Source organism: Photobacterium satsumensis (assembly GCF_050336935.1).
Classification (GTDB): domain Bacteria; phylum Pseudomonadota; class Gammaproteobacteria; order Enterobacterales; family Vibrionaceae; genus Photobacterium; species Photobacterium satsumensis.
Genome location: NZ_JAKJSK010000007.1, coordinates 299,979 through 320,915, shown reverse-complemented (window position 1 = coordinate 320,915; position 20,937 = coordinate 299,979). Strand labels below are relative to the sequence as shown.

Genomic DNA, 20,937 nt, shown 5'->3' with positions numbered 1-20,937 from the left:
GATGCATAGGTTATGCATTACAAAACAGCACTCCGAAGGATTGATAATCATGAACGACACCCTACTTGCACTCGTTGCATTTTCACCGATAGTGGTTGCCGCTATCTTACTGGTCGGGCTTAACTGGCCAGCCAAGAAAGCAATGCCTGTTGCATTCTTGCTTACCGTTGCCATCGCTCTGCTCTGCTGGGACATGTCTGCGAACCGTGTTCTGGCCTCCTCGCTACAAGGTCTCACCATTACCGTCTCTGTACTGTGGATTGTATTTGGTGCAATTTTCCTCCTCAATACGTTGAAACACACGGGAGCCATTACCTCGATACGTAACGGCTTCACGGACATCTCCAGTGACCGTCGGATACAAGCCATCATTATCGCTTGGTGTTTTGGTTCCTTTATCGAAGGGGCATCCGGTTTTGGTACCCCAGCAGCAATTGCAGCCCCTCTTTTAGTTGCTATCGGTTTCCCTGCTCTTGCCGCTGTATTGATGGGTATGATGATCCAATCTACACCGGTTTCATTTGGCGCAGTCGGTACTCCTATTATTGTGGGGGTAAACAAAGGATTGGATACCCACAATATCGGTGAAGCTCTGATCAGCCAAGGCTCCAACTGGGATATCTACCTACAGCAGATCACCACCAACGTGGCATTAATCCACGCCACTATCGGTACGATGATACCGGTACTAATGGCGATGATGCTGACCCGTTTTTTCGGCAAGAACAAAAGCTGGACTGAAGGCTTGGACATCTTACCTTTCGCCCTGTTTGCCGGTGTCGCCTTTACCGTACCATACGCCCTGACTGGAATGCTGCTTGGGCCTGAGTTCCCATCATTGATTGGCGGCTTGCTAGGCTTGGCCATTGTGGTTTCAGCCGCGAAGAAAGGCTTCCTGGTGCCAAAAAAACAATGGGACTTTGAAAGCGAAGATAAATGGCCTGAAGAGTGGCTAGGCTCGCTGAAAATCGACCTTAAAGCGACCGACAAACCAATGAATCTAGTCATGGCGTGGGCACCGTATGTTTTACTTGCCGTCGTATTGGTTGCAAGCCGTGTCAGTGCTGACTTCAAAGCCCTTTTGGTCAGTGTCAGCCTGTCATTTTCTAATATTCTGGGCGAAACAGGGATCAGTGCCTCTATCCAGCCCCTATACCTACCCGGTGGCATCTTGGTATTTGTGGCGATTGTTGCCGTATTGATGCAATCACGAAAGCTCAGCCCGTTATCCGAAGCGTTCAAAGAATCGAGCAAAACGCTCATTGGAGCCGGTTTTGTCTTGGTCTTCACCATCCCGATGGTGCGTATCTTTATCAACTCAGGTGTCAACGCAGCAGACTTGGCCAGTATGCCAGTCACAACAGCAAATTTTGTGTCTGATTTGGTGGGTGATTTCTTCCCAGCATTGAGTGCCACTATCGGGGCTCTCGGCGCTTTCATCGCGGGCTCGAATACCGTTTCCAACATGATGTTCAGCCAATTCCAGTTCGAAGTAGCACAAACCCTGACAGTATCGAGTGCCGCAATTGTAGCCCTGCAAGCCGTTGGCGCTGCAGCCGGTAACATGATTGCTATCCATAACGTGGTAGCCGCATCCGCGACGGTTGGCCTACTTGGCCGTGAAGGTGCAACACTACGCAAGACCGTGATCCCAACGTTCTACTACCTCGTTATGAGCGGTATTATCGGCCTTATCCTCATCTATGGCCTGCATATTACCGACGTGCTTATGGGTTAAGCGCATACCCAACCATATCAATTAACAGGCCAGCTCTCGCTGGCCTTCATCGCCAAACACCATAACAGCAAGTCGAAAACAAAAAGAATTTATAGCCCAGACTCTCAATCCCAACCAAACATTCCAACAATAATGATTGAGAACAGTAAGATAAACACAGCATTCAACAATTCAGTAACACTGACTGATGCAGGATCTGCAATGGAAAACAAATATCAACAGCTAGAAGCCCTACTCGCGACCCACATCGATAAAGAGCGGATCATCACAGAAGAAGCCAAGCGGCTTGCCTATGGCACTGATGCCAGTTTCTACCGCCTTATCCCTGAGCTCGTTCTGCGTCTAAATCACTTAGATGAAGTCATTTTCACCATTCAAACATGCCGCCAATTAGCAGTACCTTTCACTTTCCGAGCGGCAGGAACCAGCTTGTCAGGCCAAGCCGTATCTGATTCCGTGCTTATTACCCTGACTGATGACTGGCGCGGGCATACCATTCTTGGGCAGGGTGAAAAAATTCGCCTGCAACCCGGTGTTATCGGTGCCGATGCCAACCGCTATCTTGCCCCTTTTCAACGAAAAATTGGGCCAGATCCTGCCTCAATCAACACCTGTAAAATCGGTGGTATCGCCGCCAATAATGCCAGTGGCATGTGCTGCGGCACCGCACAGAATTCCTATAAAACCGTCGACAGTATGACCATTGTCTTTACCGACGGCACCCAGCTCAATACAGGCAGCGAAGAGAGTATTACCGCATTCAAAGCAAACCGGCCGGATCTGATCGAAGGGTTAACTGAGCTTATACAGGCAACCCAGCACAATGCTGAACTATCAGAAAAAATCCGTCACAAATACCGGCTGAAAAATACCACCGGCTACGCCCTCAACGCCCTCGTTGACTATCACGATCCCATCGATGTCATCGAGCACCTGATGATTGGCTCTGAAGGTACCTTGGGCTTTATTGCCGACATCACCTATAACACGGTGATTGAACATCCCCACCAAGCTTCTGCCCTATTGGTTTTCCAAGACATCGAAGCGGCCAGCCAGGCAGTATCGATAATCGCCAAAACCAATGTGTCGGCTGTCGAGATGATGGATGGGCGAGCATTGCGCTCCGTCGCCGATAAACCGGGGATGCCAGACTATATTCAAGCCCTTGATCTCGAATCGGCCGCACTACTGGTTGAAACCCGAGCCAGTTGCAGCCAACAATTACAACAGCAATGCCTTGAGGTAATGGCTGCGCTGGAAGACTTCACCATCACCCATTCCACACCGTTTACCACCGATGCCAACACCGTGGCTAGCCTATGGGCTATCCGCAAGGGAATGTTCCCTGCCGTCGGTGCTGTTCGGGAAACAGGGACAACGGTGATCATTGAAGATGTCGCGTTTCCTGTAGAACACCTTGCTATGGGCGTACGAGAGCTGCAGCTGCTGTTTGATAAATACCACTACAACGAAGCGATTATTTTCGGCCATGCCCTAGAGGGAAACCTGCATTTCGTTTTCACCCAAGGGTTTGACGACGAGTCAGAAATCAATCGTTACGGCAGCTTTATGGATGACGTTGCCGAGCTAGTAGCGGTTAAATACCAAGGTTCGCTCAAGGCAGAGCACGGTACCGGCAGAAATATGGCCCCTTACGTTGAACTTGAGTGGGGAAAAGACGGCTATGCCCTGATGAAACAAATCAAGGCCCTTTTTGATCCTGAGGGGTTATTGAATCCGGGGGTGATCATCAATGATGACAAGCGAGCACATATTTCCAATCTCAAGCCTATGCCAGCAGCTGATGAGCTCGTGGATCGTTGTATAGAGTGCGGGTTTTGTGAGCCGGTCTGTCCATCACGGACACTCACCTTGTCACCGCGTCAACGCATCGTGTTATACCGCGAACTTCAACACCGTGAGCGACAATACCTTGCGGGTAACAGCAGGCGACCACCGGTCGATGAATTAAAAGAAGTCTTCGAATACCAAGGCGTCGATACCTGCGCAGCAACAGGGCTTTGTGCCGATCGCTGCCCGGTGGGCATCAATACCGGCGACCTTGTTAAGAAGCTTCGTAACCAAAAATACCAGCGCTTTACCCCTATCGCCCGCTGGACTGCCGATCATTTTGGCGCCACAACCCGCTTGGTCAAAGCGGGCCTCAAGAGCAACCAGCTTGCCCGTATGATCGTGGGCGACAAAACCGTCGGTACCGTGACGAATGGTTTGAGAAAAATGACAGGAGGCGCGACACCTGTTTGGATGCCAGAAATTCCCCGGTCAAACCCGCACAAGCTCAGTAGCAGACAGAGTATGGCCTCCGACAAAAAAGTGGTTTATATGCCATCGTGTGCTAGCCGGACCATGGGCCAGCAAGATTCAGCCAAGGACAATCGTCCGCTGACGGAGGTGACGCTTTCATTGCTTGAAAAGGCAGGCTTTGAGGTGATCATACCTGACAAGCTCAATAGCCAATGTTGCGGCATGCCCTATGACAGCAAGGGGATGAAGGATATTGCCAAGCAAAAAGCACAAGAGTTAGAAGCATTACTGTGGCAAGCCAGCGAGCAAGGCAAGTACCCGGTGTTGATGGATACCAGCCCTTGTGCCAAACGCAGCATTGAGAATTTTATCAAACCATTGGAAGTGCTCGAACCGGTTGGATTCGTGTCGCGCTACTTGCTGTCACACCTCACCCTCACTCGCGTGCAAGAAACCGTCATGCTGCATGTAACCTGTAGTTCACGCCGAATGGGGCTGGAATCAGATATGCTTTCGCTGGCACAAGCCTGCGCGAAAGAGGTCATTTTGCCAGAACATATCCAATGCTGTGGGTGGGCGGGTGACAAAGGCTTCACCACCCCTGAACTCAATCAAGCCGCCGTTGCTCCGTTAAAAGAACAAGTACCAGCTGATTGTACTAGAGGCTTTAGTAACAGTCGGACCTGTGAAATCGGCTTGTCGCACCATAGCGGTATTCCGTACCAATCTATCCTCTATCTTGTCGATGAAGCGGCAGTCTGATTAACCTAATGAAAAAGCCCAAACGGTTAATGCCAGTTTGGGCTTTTCTATTCCACCGGATTGATAGACAAACTTGTCAATTGACTTAAGAGACACTCTCCAAGCTAGCCTGCTTTTGCTCCACTAGCCAATGCTCAATTTCACGCGGGGCAAAGATCAGCGGATCGCCCAACTCAATATCTTCAATATCAGCAAGTTGCTCGGGCAATATATCTATGATCAGCTCAAGATCTTTATGGCTATGAATGTGATCCTCAAAAATCCTAACCATCTCATGGTTATGGTCGATATCCCGCGCCTTAGCTGCGATAGCCAAGCCACTTAGCAAGGTATACCAAGTCGTCATTGGCCCTTGCACTATCGACGCCGATTCAGCATCCGAATCAATAAAGGCAAATGGCACTGTTAGCAACGGGTATTCACCCTTCATTGCAGCAAAGATCCAATCGGTATCAAACGAAAAGTCATATACCGAGGGCTTTGTAAGAATATCTTTAATCACATCGCGATCATAAAGCTTAAATGCTGCCTGAGTGTCTTTAATATTATTGCTAAAAATAGCTCGACCAATCATTCGCTGCATATGGCGCAACGTTTTAATCCCTACTCCCCAGCGTTCTTCTTGTTTGACCAAGATAGAATCTTGATGCTTGCGGTTACCCAGTACCACTTTGGCGTTTTCTGACACATAAGGTTTGAGTAATAGGCCCAATTGTCCCAGGTGCACTGAGTTATCTGCATCGGTATACATGACGCAATCCACTTTATCGGCCATCGCTTGCTGGCAACCCAAAATAATCGCGCCACCTTTGCGGGAGTCATCCGCCGATGCCAAATTTTTCAACGGGCCAGTAGAAACAGGTAATACATCAGCAAGCCGCAGCACCGAGACTTTATCTTTATCTGGATGATGTGTGAGAATACGCTCTGCAATGCCAGCACTGTCATGAGGACAACCATCATCGACCGGATATAAATGCCAGTCCACCACCGATCCCTGGGTGATCCAATTGAGCTGGTCAATTTTCACCCGTAGCGAATCTTCACCATTTGGGTTTAATGATGTTTTTTCATTTAGGCGGTTATGCTCTCCCCACATGGCAAATACAACACCGACTAATAGTGGACGCTTTAATTTAAGCACGTAACGCTTGGACTCAACTAATTTAACCGCCAAGCGAAACTCAAGAGGGCAACTATCTGAGAATGCTAGCTGTTGATAGTGCTGGGTAGTGATATCCGTTAAGCAATATAACGTATTGGCAAGTTGCAATAATCGCTTTTGATCCTGCTTTTCTGTTAAGTCAAAAAAATCACTGGCGTCATTAAAAGCTTGTTGCACTATTTTTTGTGATGCTGTCATTGCCTATCCCTCTTAGTTACTTCCTAAAGCACTCACCCACAACGACAACGGGGCTTAAATTAAGCTTAGTAACGACAAAAAGAATGACAAATTTTTTACGCAACCAATTGCATTAAAAGTATGAATTTAAGATGTTTTATGTCACAAAGTGAACATTTGCTTTTATCTATAAGACAAGTGACTTCAATGGGGAGGATTAATAGCATCATCAATCCGTTCAACTTAAAGCGCATGACCCAGTGGAGTAGCTAGGGCGTGTTGATGAGTAGCTAGGACGTGTTGATGAGTAGCTAGGCAGAATTACTGAGAAACAGGAGCAAAGCTTCTACGCTGCAAGGGGGCAACATTGTGTTTTTCAGGTTGTTCGAAGTGTCCAGAGGGAAGAGTCATTTTCTCCGTTTCTAGTACCTTCAAAGGCTGATTCTGACTTTGCTTGTTAGGCGTGACTAACTGTTTTAAGTCTTGCTCTTCATACTCAATCTCTTCAAGTGGAGTAACAAGTACTTTATCTGAGGACCCAGAGGAAGGCGTTTTTGTATTGGCAGGTTTTTCAGTAACAGGTACCGGATCTGGCTCATTCACTGGCGTTGTTTCTTCTAAGCCTTGTGCTTTTTCCGTGGTAGGAGATTGCGTGGCTTCAGCTGGCGTCGGCCCTGATATAACGATCCCTTTGCTCATCACAGGCACTGTTTGCAGCTTTACTTCTGCATCTGACACCACTAAATGACGGCTTACCGAGGTTTCTGTCGGCGTCGCAATAATCTTCACTTCAGTCTTCGCTGAACTTTCATCACTACCGGATGGTGCCGGCTCAGAAGCCGCCTCTCCTGAAATTTTCAGCGCTGATGAAGCAGTAGCACTGCTACTTTCAGGTATAGGTTGATATTGAGCCGGCGATCCTGATGGGATCACGTGTTGCTCTTTACTGTATGAGGTATTCAACCCGCTTAATTTCTTTCCGCCCTGTGGCGGTTGATATACAGGGTTCACTTTGGGCTGAATCGTAACTGGCTGACTGCTGGTCAATCTCTCCTGGCGATCAGTCAACCCTAATTTAGGGCTTTCAAAGCTGAATAGCGATAACTTCTCATCCCAGCTTTGTAGCACTGCCAACTCATTTTCCCACTCGCTATCAATACTTGCCGCTAAATCAGCAACCTGAAGCTGGGTCGAGAGCAAGGTGTTGGCATGTTCGTAGCGCCGATGGAGTTTCTTTTTCATCTGCTTCCAATTAGTGCCCCCCGTCATCAAATAACGGGTACTATCAGCCCAGTACTGATAAGCGATGGCATCATTGGCCTTGTCGGCAGAAATGGCCGCCAGTGCTTCTGACAGCCCAGCATACTGCCACATTCGCTTACGGCCCAGTTTGGCTTCCGAACTCAAAAACAAAATGGTTAACCGGTGCCACTGCTGTGATGCCTGCTGATAGCGCCCGGCATTGACCAAATGACTCGCTTTCGAGTAATAATTCAGTTCAACATCAACCGCAGAGGCATTCCCCTTAGCAGGCAGTAAAAACAGTAAACATACTGCAATGGCATACCGACATAGCCTACTCATCTGAATGTCTCCACCAAGCACTTTTGCGGATGATAAAAACGCGAGTCAAACTGAACATCGCGGTATTCACGCTCTTTAGACGGTTGATAAAGCTTGCCATTGGCTTTATAGAGCAACGCCTCTAACACACCAGCATTGGTTTGTAGCGAGATACTTTTTTCATAACTGCTGGTCAGCTCATAACGGCCTTCATACCAACCACGATCAGGATCATAGAGTTCGCGAACGAGCGTCAACAAACGCTCGGTATAGTCGGTTTTCCAAAGTACCCACATTTGAAAAGCGACCCGGGTAGACACCAGCGCCTTTTCATCATGATCACTGCCATCTTCTGCCACCGAGATCCACGGCGTACCCAATGCATAGATACTGTCGTAGACAAAGTAAGGCTCACCGGTAACAACATGCTCTCCCCGTGCGGTATAGATCCGATCCACTTCCCAGCGAGACTCCTGAATGCGGTAAACCGAATCTGCCATGGCGGCCAAGACATCATTAGTATGCTCAGAGTCGGACGAGCGTCTATCGTCAATGTCATCCCAGTTAAACTCCAGCCCTAGCAATAGGTACGGTGTACTATAAACAGGTCGAAGTACATCGTAATCACGGGGATCACGGCCATCGAACAGCAAGTCGATACCGTTTATCGTAACCACTTCGTACGGGTCGAGCATCATTGCCTTTTCAGGGATGATTTGCCAATCAAGATACCCATAGGCGGTATACTCTTCGATACCCAGCCGCCCTTCTTTATAGCGGTGGACATTACCGTCATTGATCGCCGCACCGTACAGCTCACCCTCTTCGGTCACCAACTCACAGAAGTTCCAGCGCAGCACCGCTTTATCGACGTACTCTGAAAATTCAGGATTACGCTGCTTGACCATTGCCAAGGCGATCAGTAAGCGGCCAATATCAATCGATGACCAGCCGAGTTCACCCGGCTGATTGGCATAATCGACCATCATACCTGTACCTGTGCTATAGACCTTATTGGGTACTCCGGTTAGCCCCAGAGGCATTTCATTGAGAAACGAGAGCACCAGTGTCAGGCGTTCGTCATGCTCCTTACTGGTAATAAACTCAAATTCACGCGCGGCGATAAGCGCTATCAGATAATCAGCCAGGTTAGACAAGTTCGTGGTAGGAAAATTATCGAGGGCGTTCACCAGCCCAGTCGTAAGATTGGTATTGTTTTCGACATAGGTCCAAGCAATTTGCGCCCACTCAAGCTCTTGCTCGGTTAACGAGCCGTAACGGCCCTGACGCAGCATCTGCGACTCGTTAACCGAAGTCATCCCACTTTGAACTCCTTGGTACACCACCCCACAAGAAGTAAGGCAGAACAAAGAGGCCGCAATCACCGTATTTCTCAACATCTATTTCCTTTCAACGGCTGTTACAACCGGCTATTGAAAGCCCCTTTACGAGGCAAACACTGTCCTTCATAGCCAAATGGTGATTCAAGCGCCTTTTCCCATAGGCTTGGTGCAACATTGTCCTTGTATTTAAGCAGTTTACCCTCTTGTTTATAAAGAAGGATTTCTAAGGTGATACCGTTGTTGTTCGATGTGAACGTATTAATCAAGCCAGTCCCATTTTCAAAGATCCCTTCGTAAAACCCTTTTTCACGATCATATGAGTGAGCAATATGGTCAAACAGCAAATCGGTATACTCGGTATCCCACAGCACCCACATCCCCATTGCACCTTTAATCGCAACTGCTGAGAACTGCGGTAGGTATTCACCGACTTCCGAAATAGTATTCCACGCGAAACCATCGGTATAAATGGTGTCGTACACAAAGTACGGTGGTCCCGCTAACTGGTGCTCAGTACGGGCGGTGATAATCCCCGTTTGCTTATAGCGTTCTTCCTGAACCCGGTAGATCTGCAACGCAAATTCCGCAATCCAGTCATTGGAATAGTTGTAATCATGGCCCGAGCGATCGTCGACCAAATCCCAACCTAGTTCAATACCATCCAACACATAACTTTCTGTTACCACATAGCTGTGGGCTTTCAGCTTTCGAGGATCTCGGGTGTCGTAAGGAACATCATAACCATAGAGATTAATCGTGCTGTAGGGCTCAGCCATAGAGGCCTGGGTAGTATCAAATCCCCATAGCTGGAAGCCTTTGGCTGCATATTCTTCATAACCCAACCGCCCTTCTTGCAGGTACTGCACTGGCTTGTCTTTTTCCAACAGCGCACCAAACATAGTGCCGTTTTCATCGACAACATTACAGAAGTTCCAACGCAAGACTGCGGAATCAATACTGGTCGCGTATTCAGGGTAACGGTGCTTGATAATATGTAGCCAAATCAACAAACGACCAAGATCAAGTGCCGAATAACCAATCTCACCAGGTTGGTTACCGTAATCCACCTTAGCCGCAGTTTGGGTGTTGTAGGCCTTATTCGGTAACTCATTCATGAACAGATCGAGCGTATTCAAGGTCGTCAATATACGAACAAGGCGACGGTTAAATTCCTCTTTTTCGATGATCCCTAATTCATATGCGCTTACCATGCCCGCCATGTAAGACGACGCATCCCACCAAGTGACTGAGGGGTAATTGTTTACCGCATTAACAAGCCCAGTCGGCTCCTGGTAGTTATTTTCAAAGTACTTCCAGGCGATCCGAGCCATATCCATTTCTTGTTCCGTCAGCGCGCCCTGACGCGCTTTCGGAACACTCCAGTGGCTTTTCCTGTCGACGACATCTTCAGAAAAGCTATTATATTTGTTACCGCAACCGGTAGCCAAAACCCCTAACAGGCAAACAATGATATAACGCATCCGATACTCCCTATCACAGTTGCGGTTTACTTCACGCCTACGCTTAGCAAGGCTCCATTTTCGATGTAAGCAAGTGACTCCAAAACAATCCCATTGGTATTGGCGGTTATTGCTTTATTGACACGGCCATCGACTTCATAGCGACCTGAATACCACCCTTTTTCCTCTGAAAACAGTTCTTTGGCATCATCAATCAGCAAGTCAGTATAAGGTGTATCATACAATGCATACCAGCCAAATGCTGCTTTGGTAGACAACGTTTTAAGGTGTGACGCATCATCACCTTGGTCAGTGATTGCATTCCATTCTTTGCCATCTGAGAAAACAGTGTTGTAGACAAAGTACGGTGCTTCATCGACGTTATCCTCACTGACCGCCGTCAGAATACCGGTACGCTCATAGCGGTTTTCCTGCGCTTTATAAACACGGTGGGCAAAAATCTTCGACACACTGTCGGCACCAAATTCCAAGCTATCAAGAATATATGACTCGCTCACCACGTAGTTATGGGCATGGAATTTAGCCGGGTCACGCAAGTCAGTCGGGATTTCGACCCCATCAATATTTCGCATTTCAAGGTAATCGATATATTTCATCGCATTGAACACATCGCGTCCCATCAACGACATCGCTTTCGACGCATATTCTTCGTAACCGATACGGCCTTCCTGAACCAACTCCATCTCCGTCCCACCATCTTTCTGTGGGCGCGAGCCATACAGGTAGCCATCTTTGATCATCACACCCACATCCCAGTGATTAAGCACCGCGTTCACATGGGTGTTAAATTTCGGGTACTGCCAAACCATAATATTCAATGGTACAAGAATTCGGCCGATATCAATGGCTGACCAACCAATGCCATTTTCAACAGGCCGGTTCTGGTAATCCACCATTTGAACTGTTTGGGTGTTGTAGGCTTTGTTCGGCAGCTTGCCATCAATTAGCGGGAGACGCGCAAGGGTGTGCAACGCTTTTTCCATGCGCAGTTCAAATGTGCTCTGGCTGATAATATTCAGTTTTTCCGCAGCCAAAAGGCCCATCAGGTAAGAGGCGGTATCCCACATCGTCGTAGACGGATAGCCATCAACCGAATTGACCAAACCGGTATTTTCCTGATAGTTATTCTCAAAGTAAGTCCATGCCGTGTTAGCCCAGACAAACTCTTCTTCGGTAAGCACTCGGCTTTCTCGCACCGGGATCTCTTCCGTTGCCTCAAAGGTAATGTTGCCTAAAATATGCCCGTAGTCTCGGGTTTCAATATTGAACGCAATGACCAGCGCAGTTAAAAGTCCAAATAAAAAGACGATATGATGCCGTGCATTCACGACTGCTTGCTTAAATTCCATATTCTAATTCCTCAGATTCCTGTTCCTGCTTTTTATCTGTTGGTGGCGGCGTCCAATAAGCGGCAGCAATCATCCCCCACATCGCCATCATATTGTTAATGGTCCAAAAACTATTGAATACCAGACCGCCGATAGAATAACTGCCAAACATTCCGGTGAAATAGCTGAACCAAGCAAAACACATACTCAATAAGCTCAAACCAAAGATCAGTTTTTGCGGTATGACTAAATTGCCAAACGAACCATCCTGTCGCTCTTTAGGTGTTGCAGGGAAGCTGATCTTACGCCCACGTAATACCGTCCACAATGCCCGCATATTGACCGGAAAAAATGAGAGGAAATTAGTTTTCCCTTTATAGCCAGCGACTCCCCAGGTACCAACCATCATGGCGAGTTCAGCCGTCAAAACGAACGGAATAAAGTGCAAATAGAAAGTAACGTCATAAGCACTCACTGGTGCGATGCTGGTTAAGAAGTAAATGATCGGGCAAGTAAGGAAAATTATATTCCACACAGCTGACAAATTGGACCAGAAACTGGCACCGTACATCATCTTCTGCTTCAGGTTCATTCCCTTTCTAAACAAAGGATTATCATTCATGAAGATATCAATCGAACCACCGGAATACTTAAAGCGCTGTACCGTCCAGGTCTGAAGATCCTGCGGTGACAGCATCTTACTTTCCACCTCTGGGTGCTGAACCGATCGCCAGTTTCTTTCTGTATCTGAGTGCAGAACAATAGAAGTATAAATATCTTCCGATACGTGGAATTTATAAGGGGTAAACTCGGTATCGAAGATAATTTCTTGGCGAAGGTTATCAGAGACGTCTTGATCAACCGCTTTCTCTTTCGTGATCTTACGGATCTGTTTTTCTATTTCCTTATGCTCTTTGCTGATCTGCTCGCTATAACTACGCAGCGCCGCTTCCATGACTGCCTCACGGCGGTGGATAGACCCCGCACCACAGCAGAAAGAAGCATTTACCCAGTTTCGACGACGCTGAATAACGTCATAGAACATTTGCGGATCATTTACGTATGGATCTTCACCAATTTTTACGGGCCCGTAGAACTTCTCTACCCCTCGGCCAATCGGAGCCGCCCACTTGCCGAGTTTGCGCTGCAACCAGTTCGGTAAACGCTCCCCTTCAGGCAGGTCGAAGAACCATTGTGGCGTTTGAACCCAAGCAACATCAGGATCCCGGAAATAACCCATCGTGTGCTCAAGGATGGTTGGGAATGGACGGGTGTCGGCATCACAGATAACAATAAAGTCACCATAGGTTTGCTCTAAAGCGTTACGTAGGTTCCCCGCCTTAAAACCAATGTTATTTTCCCGTGTTATGTACTCTATGCCCATCTCTTCCGCCAGCGCCTTCATTGCCGGACGCTTGCCATCATCGAGAATAAATATCTTAATTTCGATATCATGGGGATAGCGGATCTTCTGAGCATCTTCAATACTCAGCCTGACCAATTCAGGTTCTTCATCATAGCTTGGGAAGAAAACATCAATACTGATCGGCCTTGTTTCATTCCCCTCAGGACTGTCTTTCGCTACACATTCATTTATCGTATGCGGTGGCGCTTTTTTCGGCTCATCTTTAGTCTTCCATAAGTTGAAGGTAAACAAAACCGAACCAATAAAAGCACAGGATTCCGCAAAGACCAACGGGAATGAAAACCACATCGCGTCGTAATTCAACGCAAAAGACCAGCGCCACCACAAGTACCAAATCCCCAACGTGAGATTACAAGTAGCCAGATACTGATAAAGTAATTCTCTCGACATGCTATGAGGCACCGGTTCTGGTGGCTTACGATGTTCGAATTCCTTGAAATAAAAATCCATGAGCTCTCACTCCGGTTAATAATGATTAAAGTAAGCGTGATGCACGGCAATCAAACCAATCAGACTGGCGTTGTAGTCAATAGCGAATTCATTTACTGCATAGGACTTCTCACTATCTACGTAACTCAGCATCCCCATATTTTTCGGTGCAACTCCGGCTTGCGCCATTTCATTAGGCCCACCAACTAAGTAGCCAGGCAAGCTGACTCCCGTCGCGATTCGGTACAAGTGGTGAAGATTACGTACCGAATAGGTGCCACTGTTGGTGACAAAACTCATATCAAAGGCATTTGCCCCTAATAGATAATCAAGTTGAGATTGAACAGACGAGCGGTTATCCAATCGACCTTTGGCAAAATCAGCCCATGCGATCAAAATACCCGCCTCTGCAGTCATTTTGTTAGATCCCCAAATGAAACGCTGATTGGCAACCCTGAATGGCGACTGCTGTGCCTGCTGGCTATAACGTGTGGCTACTTGGTCCAAGTCATTAACAAGCTGATCTCTAAACTCACCTTTTTCCTCGGCAAGAATAAGGTGCCATACCCCCATTGCCGCGGGGTTTTTCCATTCAAAAATGTCGATCCATTGCGAGTCATAGCTTTCTTGGAAGGCGTGTTTAAATTTCTCTTGCCCTGTCGTGATATATAGTTCTGCGTAAGCCCACAGCCGATCATCGACATCGGTATCCAATGATGCTTCCGTATCGAACTTGTTCTTCATATAAGGGCCAGAGCCACTGTCATCACCGGCCTTCCAGTCAATGTATTGTTCATCTTGGGTTGCAAGATAATTGACCGCATGAATCGCAGCACTTAAATATTGGCGAGACAAACTGTTGTCGTAGGGTTTGATAACTCTTGACGCAAAAGCCATAGTTGCAGCGAACTTGGCAGTTTCAGGTGTACTCACGCCATAGATATAGCGAGGCTGGTTGTCTTGCCACGGGCCAATTTTTGCCGGCCAACTCGCGCCAGAAACTTTACGGTATACTGCCCCATCTTCACGCTGCATTTTAAGTAGCCAATCCAACGCATAAATTGACTCATCAATGATGGCTGGCTTGCCACTCCCCGGAAGCTTGGTATCAGAATACAGCTGAGGGGTCTGCCGGTAAGCTTCCAGCAACCTTGCCACGGTTATCGTTGTCGTCGCGACATATTTGCCAAAGTCGCCAGCATCATACCAGCCACCAACAACATCCAAATGAGCGCCCGATTTATGAAAGGCATCGGTTCGGAACATTTTGCCATCTTGCATATGACTTTGCGGACGATTCATTCCTGTCGCAATATCTTTAACGGCCATACCAGAACGTTGCAGATAAAGGGCATGCACTAAGCGGTTATTTAGAGGAAGGTAAGCATCATAACCAATAGGGAATGGCACTGATTGTCCATTATCACTGACCAGCTGATACCAACCTGATGCCTTAACCTGGCTGAAATCAATCGCTGAGACTTGGCGTTCGTCGGGAAGTGAAACAGAATCGTCACGTTCAAGCTTGGCAATGACACTACCATCTGTCACAGAAACTAACTGAACATCGGAAGGCCCCTCTGACAAAACGTAGGCAACTTTATCCCCGCTTGGGAGATAGCCCATTTGATTAACCATAATGTCGGCACCCTGTGCCGAAAACGCAACGGCTGCGCCCATTAGGTAGCTGAATATCTTTGTCATAATCTAGCCTTCCAAATCCTTCGCAAGATAGTGGTTGGTACTCACCGTCTTGCCTGAGTTGTCCTTAACTTCAAGTGTCAGGTATGAAGCCAACCCTTCAACAGGCTGCCTTTCAACCACTTGTAGCGTCGAGTTGGCAGCAATCGACAACCCACTATATTCCCAGCGCTTCTGGTTATAGCTATTTGTCACCACCAAGGTTGCATCCTCAAACTCAGCCAATGAATCATTTATAATTGTCACTGTGAGCAAAGAGCGCTTCGACAGTAACTCCGCTTGGGCAACAGCCAATACAGGTTGGTAAGCTTCCTTCAGGGCCAGATACCCCGGCTTGGGAGTTCTATCGACATCCAATACAGACCAAGTCACTGACGGCCAGCTATCGACGAACATGAATTGATAGATAGCCGCAACCCCGACTCCTTTATTCAACCTTAGATGTTCAGCTGCAAATTTTGTCACTAGCCTTTGATATTCTTGAGAATTATTCCAAAAGTGTGACAAAGATTCACCTTGTTGCACATGGGCGATATTCAGTGTTTCATGATGTTGGTAATTGTGATAACTGAGAGTGTTTAAAACATCTTTACTCAGCGGCCATTGCATCTGCCCCTGAAGGATCTCAGTCATTAGCTTCCAGCTCGGCATAGCCTGGGCACCAAACTCACTGACAATCATTGAAGGCTGGTAAGTACGGTAATCTTTGTACGAACCTGAGTACCAACCTAACCAAGGGTGCTCATAGGTATAGGAAGCATCGCGAACCACTCTGCCGTCATCTGCCGCGACCAAAGCGGCATGGACGCGGCGTGTTAACAGGGTATTTTGTTCAGGCTGGTAAGTGGGGTATTTATACTGCATCCACGATGCATCCCAAGGCGGCTCATTATGCCCCGACCAGAATGCAATTGACGGGTGGTTATATAATAAGTCTGTCATTGCTTTGGCTTGGCGAGCCGCTTCCAAAGCAAAACTCGGTGAGTTGCTATAGCCCCACTGCAAAGGAAAATCTTGCCAGACAACCAAACCCGCTTTATCGGCTAAATCATAAAATGCTGTGCCAGCAACGTGGGCATGTACCCGAACACTGTTGATATTGGCTTCTTTCATCAAGGTAAGATCTTGCAGATATTGCTCAGCGGATACTTCGCCAAGCCATTGGCTGGCGATGTAATTGGTCCCCCTGACGAAATAGGGTTGTCCGTTGACTAGGAACTGTTTCTTTTCACTATCAAGTGCCATCTCCCTGAAACCAACAGCCACAGTTTTCTGATCGGTAAGTTGGCCATCAAGGAAGACGGAAATGGAAAGATCGTAAAGGTTTGGTTTACCCCAGTCCCAAGGCCACCACAGTTCCCGGGCTGCTTGAGGTAAAGAGAGTTCAAGTGACGTTTGCCCTGGCTTGATGGCTTCGTCAAAAACGTAGCGCTCAGGATCACGACTGCCTTGATGCTGTAACACCAACTCTATGGTTGCTGACGCCTCGCGGACTGAATCCACGTCGAGCTGGATATCTGCGGAAGTGATTTTCTTTTCAATATGATTAACTTGAGGGCGAACTTTCAATGCCTGTAACGCTATCGGGCCTGTCTGCCTGATTGCTACATCGCCCCATATCCCCCCTGAATTCCAGTCTTGGCCTTTATCGGACCAGGCGCCACCGGGACGGGTATCATGATGATTCAGCACCCCTTTGATGAGCGTTTTATGCAGTGACCAATCATCGGTCTGTTCTTCATTTGGGCTATTGACCCAAACATTCAAAACGTTATCGCCAGACTGAACTAAACCAGTCACCTCCATTCGATGGGGAACAAAATAGCCAACATTACGAGAAATGTACTTACCATTAATGGTTACCGCTGATTCATAATCAACACCATCAAAATCCAACCAATATCTGCCTGAACGATTCAGTTCATCAAGTTCGAATTGCCTGCCATAATAAGCGGCACCTGAATAATTGATTCCAGACGTTTTCCAATGTCCCGGAACAGTAACGTTATATTGTCCTGCCCAACTGTCATTTTCATCAATTATCTCTAGGCGCCAGTTTCCATTCAATGATTGCATATTGACAATCCAATCATTATTCTTTGAAAAAGATGCACAAGAAGATAATGAGAATAACGTCATTAGTAATATTATTCTCATATTTCCCTTTTCTTAAAATGGTTATTCAGCGCGCTTTAATATTTTAAAGGTGTTTTTATTACCATTTTGAATATATTCAAGATCATCAGTAAGCTGTACAACAATAATGAACCCCCGACCAGATGTGGTCCATGTTTCAGGATCATCAGGGTCTGGCTCAATAAACTCACCATTAATAGCCCGGTTAAACTCTTCTTTGGTCATGGATTTTCCATAATCTGACACTTCAAAGACCAATTCATTATCCGAGTTAAAAAAGCATGAACACTCAATCGGTAATTTGTCCGAATATTGATAAGCATGCTCATACGCATTATTCACCACTTCCACTAAACACAGTTCAACTTGATCTATGATATCTTGTGAAACTTGGTTACTCCGTAGGTATTGCTGCATATCTTCAGCAATATCACGGGACACATCTGGAGAACTACTGTACTTCTTACTAAACCGCTCAGTGACTATATCCATTGGTAAGCCCTTATCTACTTAGTTAAGAATTTCTTCCTCTTCATCAGGTACAGAAGGAATATAAGTGGAAATACTACCCAAGCTGCCCATCATAGGCTGAACTTGGCGTCGGTCATTAAGGATATTCACCGCTTTAAGTTCACTCAAAGACTGGGTATAACCGTCATGACTGATGAAATAATCCCCAAATACCGTTTTTTCTTCAACAAAAGCTGTTGAAGCAACATGAATATATTCACTCACCAAACTTCGTTTAATTACAGCGCCTGACTCGACTTTACTGTTAGCACCAATGACAACAGGGCCTTCTATGGTTGAACCGGGTTGTATTTCACACCCGCTGCTAATAATGAGCGGAGGCGTAATATTGCAGCCATTTATATCAAATACAGTATTAATTCCGACCCATACCCCTGGTTTGACTTGTGTACCTGGTATTGGATAGCCCGGAACCTTACCATTCATAATATCGCTGGTTACCGTCCAGATATCACTGATGTTACCGACATCCAGCCACTGAAATTCCATACTGGTCGCAAAGAAATCTACATTGTTTTCGACTAGTTTAGGGAAGAGCTCACTACCAATATCGTACTCCTGTTCAGCAGGAATAAAATCAAAAATAGCCGGTTCAAAGATATAGATACCAGTATTAATTTGTGTCGATAGCGCTTCTTCTACTGATGGCTTCTCCTGGAAGCTCGTGACCTTTCCGTAATTATCGGTAACAACCACACCGTACTTAGACACTTCCTCCAGCTCGACATCACGCGTCACGATGGTCGCAATCCCGCCGTTTTGCTTATGTCGCCTTACCGCTTCGGTCAGATCCAGGTCAATCCATGCGTCCCCGCACACAACGACGAAGGTTTCATCAAAAAAGCCTGAGAAGTCTTGAATCTTTCTCATGCCACCCGCAGAGCCCAGCGCCTTGCTGACAAAATCACCATCAACAATTTCACCTTCGTAAGAGAATGAGAGCTGTACATTGAAATGATGGCCATCGCCAAAATAATTCTCTATAACCTCTGCCAAATGACTAGTATTGACAACAATTTTGTCAATGCCGTGCGCGGCAAAAAGCTGGATCATAGACTCCATGACTGGCTTACCCAAAATGGGGATCATCGGCTTGGGGATTATCTGGGTAATCGGCCTAACACGTGTTCCTTTCCCTGCGGCGAGGATCATTCCTTTCATGCCATACTCCTTTACGCCATAGTTGCGACTGCATCTTCAATGGTATCGTAACTTGTGATCAGCTTGTCCATACGTGTAAGCTTCAACAGCTCTTTGACGGCGCGCTGCGGGTTGACCACACTGATTTTCTTCCCTCTCAGCATTTTATAAACAGCCATTACAGCACCGAGGCCACTGCTATCCATAAAACGGACTTCTGATAAGTCGAGTACGAGGTGACTACCAATACCCTCCGACAGTTTCTCGACGACTTCCCGGAAACTTGGTGCTAACTTCGCATCAAAACGCTCTTCTTTTATTTGAAGAATTGTGCATTGACCTTGGTTGATAGTTTCATATTGCATAGCTGCTCCCTTTCTGGATTGCCTTTCCATTCAACAACAAGCACGCTGACATCATCATCAAACTGTTCAGCCTGCTGCCAATCTCTTACACTGTTGACTAACAACTCTGTTTGTAACGTTGTTGGCTGATCGTTCAATTGAACTACTGCCTTTCGGAAGCCTTCTTCCGAAAACATTTCACTGCCTTTTTCGGCTTCAGTGATCCCATCGGAATACATCCACACTTTGTCGCCCGGCTCAAGCTGAATATAAGAGGTCTCATATTCAACGAAATCGAACGCCCCAACGACAAAGCTTTCCTGACCGATAAACTCGGCATCTCCCTGCAGGGACCGTAACCACACCAACGGTGGGTGGCCAGCAATAGAGAACGCCATTTTTCCGGTTTTAATGTTCAACACGGCATAGACCATGGTGAAATACAATAAATTTTGGTCATCGCTGAGGTACTGCTCATTAAGGTGCTTTAGTACCTCATGGGGTTGATTGATTCGATAATACGGCGGTTCATCAGTCGCCGTCTTTACGATAGAACTATGGCCAGAACTAATGGCGATACTTTGCTGTACCGAAAATGACAGCAAAGCCGACGACACACCGTGCCCAGCTACGTCCAGCAAATAAATCGCAACATGCTCTTCGTCCAAATTCATGTAGCCCAGCATATCGCCGCCAATTTGTGCACTGGGTATCGAGACATAACTCAATTCAACACCCGTCATGGTGTTTTCAGTGGGCAGCAGACGCTTAAGCAACTCACCCGCTGACTCCAAATCCTTCTTCATGGTGGCATAAGCACTGTCTAAGGCATCATTCTTAGTCGTTATTTCATTGTGTAATGCCAAGGTTCGGAAACCAGCCTGAATACGAGCAACCAGTTCATCAACATGCGTGTCTTTAACCACAAAATCATCGGCCCCCGCATTGATGCCACTGACAATGGATTCTTTGTCGTCTTTTCCCGACAACAACATGAAAAACAAATATCGTCCATAATCTGCCGATTTCACCCTTGAGCACAGTTCGATACCATCCATTTCAGGCATCATCCAGTCACTCAGCACAAACTGAATATCTTGACGATCTTCAAGCACTTGCAAAGCATGCATACCATCGCTGGCTGTAATGACTTCAAATCCGCGCTTGGATAAGACTTTCTCCATGAATAAAAGCATGGTTCTGTTATCGTCAACCAGTAAGACTTTCTTCATTCGCTCACCCATGTAACCATGCCATCCCGGCATAAACTCATTGTTGCACAACAATTTTTTTACGCCAACCAATATGCAATCACTTTTATGTACAACTACATTCTAGTAAGGTTTATTAGACACAACAAAAAATTGTTCTTTTTCTGTTCGTTACCTCAAATATTTACTCGTAGTTA

At 46.8% G+C, this 20,937-nt stretch carries 14 protein-coding genes; 2 read left to right on the top strand and 12 right to left on the bottom strand.

The genetic code is table 11. The features are described from left to right. The first annotated feature begins 49 nt into the window (after positions 1–49). Positions 50–1,738, top strand: coding sequence for an L-lactate permease (locus L4D79_RS13110; protein ID WP_428652013.1), 1,689 nt, complete (start codon positions 50–52; stop codon positions 1,736–1,738). Between the two features lie 201 nt (positions 1,739–1,939). Beyond that, the gene (locus L4D79_RS13105) at positions 1,940–4,765 is read left to right on the top strand and encodes an FAD-binding and (Fe-S)-binding domain-containing protein (RefSeq protein WP_428652012.1); all 2,826 of its coding nucleotides are present in this window, start codon (positions 1,940–1,942) and stop codon (positions 4,763–4,765) included. A gap of 85 nt (positions 4,766–4,850) precedes the next feature. Here L4D79_RS13105 and L4D79_RS13100 read toward each other — a convergent pair whose 3' ends face one another. The 12 genes from L4D79_RS13100 to L4D79_RS13045 all read right to left on the bottom strand — a co-directional run bounded on the left by L4D79_RS13100 (position 4,851) and on the right by L4D79_RS13045 (position 20,761). Beyond that, positions 4,851–6,128, bottom strand: coding sequence for a glycosyltransferase (locus tag L4D79_RS13100; protein WP_428652011.1), 1,278 nt, complete (start codon positions 6,126–6,128; stop codon positions 4,851–4,853). 300 nt (positions 6,129–6,428) lie between these two features. Next, positions 6,429–7,691, bottom strand: coding sequence for a hypothetical protein (locus L4D79_RS13095; RefSeq protein ID WP_428652010.1), 1,263 nt, complete (start codon positions 7,689–7,691; stop codon positions 6,429–6,431). After that, a complete protein-coding gene (locus tag L4D79_RS13090; RefSeq protein ID WP_428652009.1) occupies positions 7,688–9,070 on the bottom strand; it encodes a DUF3131 domain-containing protein in 1,383 nt (460 codons plus the stop codon). Before L4D79_RS13090 ends, L4D79_RS13095 begins: the two co-directional genes overlap by 4 nt. A gap of 20 nt (positions 9,071–9,090) precedes the next feature. Beyond that, the gene (locus L4D79_RS13085) at positions 9,091–10,494 is read right to left on the bottom strand and encodes a DUF3131 domain-containing protein (protein ID WP_428652008.1); all 1,404 of its coding nucleotides are present in this window, start codon (positions 10,492–10,494) and stop codon (positions 9,091–9,093) included. 26 nt (positions 10,495–10,520) lie between these two features. Further along, complete coding sequence (locus L4D79_RS13080; RefSeq protein WP_428652007.1) at positions 10,521–11,843, bottom strand: DUF3131 domain-containing protein; 1,323 nt, start codon at positions 11,841–11,843, stop codon at positions 10,521–10,523. Next, entirely contained in the window at positions 11,833–13,698 is a 1,866-nt protein-coding gene (locus tag L4D79_RS13075; RefSeq protein WP_428652006.1) for a glycosyltransferase family 2 protein, read from the bottom strand. Before L4D79_RS13075 ends, L4D79_RS13080 begins: the two co-directional genes overlap by 11 nt. A 15-nt stretch (positions 13,699–13,713) precedes the next feature. Further along, positions 13,714–15,381 (bottom strand): glycoside hydrolase family 9 protein, encoded by a 1,668-nt coding sequence (locus tag L4D79_RS13070; protein WP_428652005.1) that lies wholly within the window; start codon positions 15,379–15,381, stop codon positions 13,714–13,716. 3 nt (positions 15,382–15,384) lie between these two features. Then, positions 15,385–17,454 carry a glycoside hydrolase family 2 protein gene (locus L4D79_RS13065; RefSeq protein ID WP_428652004.1) on the bottom strand — a complete coding sequence of 690 codons (2,070 nt, stop codon included), beginning with the start codon at positions 17,452–17,454 and terminating at the stop codon, positions 15,385–15,387. Between the two features lie 102 nt (positions 17,455–17,556). Beyond that, a complete protein-coding gene (locus L4D79_RS13060; protein WP_428652003.1) occupies positions 17,557–18,006 on the bottom strand; it encodes an ATP-binding protein in 450 nt (149 codons plus the stop codon). 18 nt (positions 18,007–18,024) lie between these two features. Continuing rightward, positions 18,025–19,206 (bottom strand): nucleotidyltransferase family protein, encoded by a 1,182-nt coding sequence (locus L4D79_RS13055; protein ID WP_428652002.1) that lies wholly within the window; start codon positions 19,204–19,206, stop codon positions 18,025–18,027. A gap of 11 nt (positions 19,207–19,217) precedes the next feature. After that, complete coding sequence (locus L4D79_RS13050) at positions 19,218–19,550, bottom strand: STAS domain-containing protein (RefSeq protein WP_428652001.1); 333 nt, start codon at positions 19,548–19,550, stop codon at positions 19,218–19,220. After that, positions 19,502–20,761, bottom strand: a complete 1,260-nt coding sequence (locus tag L4D79_RS13045; protein WP_428652000.1) for a PP2C family protein-serine/threonine phosphatase — start codon at positions 20,759–20,761, stop codon at positions 19,502–19,504. Before L4D79_RS13045 ends, L4D79_RS13050 begins: the two co-directional genes overlap by 49 nt. Positions 20,762–20,937 lie beyond the last annotated feature (176 nt).

Coding starts and splice junctions, on each gene's coding strand:
- L4D79_RS13110 (WP_428652013.1), top strand. CDS start 50: ATGAACGACACCCTACTTGCACTCGTTGCATTTTCACCGATAGTGGTT.
- L4D79_RS13105 (WP_428652012.1), top strand. CDS start 1,940: ATGGAAAACAAATATCAACAGCTAGAAGCCCTACTCGCGACCCACATC.
- L4D79_RS13100 (WP_428652011.1), bottom strand. CDS start 6,128: ATGACAGCATCACAAAAAATAGTGCAACAAGCTTTTAATGACGCCAGT.
- L4D79_RS13095 (WP_428652010.1), bottom strand. CDS start 7,691: ATGAGTAGGCTATGTCGGTATGCCATTGCAGTATGTTTACTGTTTTTA.
- L4D79_RS13090 (WP_428652009.1), bottom strand. CDS start 9,070: ATGTTGAGAAATACGGTGATTGCGGCCTCTTTGTTCTGCCTTACTTCT.
- L4D79_RS13085 (WP_428652008.1), bottom strand. CDS start 10,494: ATGCGTTATATCATTGTTTGCCTGTTAGGGGTTTTGGCTACCGGTTGC.
- L4D79_RS13080 (WP_428652007.1), bottom strand. CDS start 11,843: ATGGAATTTAAGCAAGCAGTCGTGAATGCACGGCATCATATCGTCTTT.
- L4D79_RS13075 (WP_428652006.1), bottom strand. CDS start 13,698: ATGGATTTTTATTTCAAGGAATTCGAACATCGTAAGCCACCAGAACCG.
- L4D79_RS13070 (WP_428652005.1), bottom strand. CDS start 15,381: ATGACAAAGATATTCAGCTACCTAATGGGCGCAGCCGTTGCGTTTTCG.
- L4D79_RS13065 (WP_428652004.1), bottom strand. CDS start 17,454: ATGCAATCATTGAATGGAAACTGGCGCCTAGAGATAATTGATGAAAAT.
- L4D79_RS13060 (WP_428652003.1), bottom strand. CDS start 18,006: ATGGATATAGTCACTGAGCGGTTTAGTAAGAAGTACAGTAGTTCTCCA.
- L4D79_RS13055 (WP_428652002.1), bottom strand. CDS start 19,206: ATGAAAGGAATGATCCTCGCCGCAGGGAAAGGAACACGTGTTAGGCCG.
- L4D79_RS13050 (WP_428652001.1), bottom strand. CDS start 19,550: ATGCAATATGAAACTATCAACCAAGGTCAATGCACAATTCTTCAAATA.
- L4D79_RS13045 (WP_428652000.1), bottom strand. CDS start 20,761: ATGAAGAAAGTCTTACTGGTTGACGATAACAGAACCATGCTTTTATTC.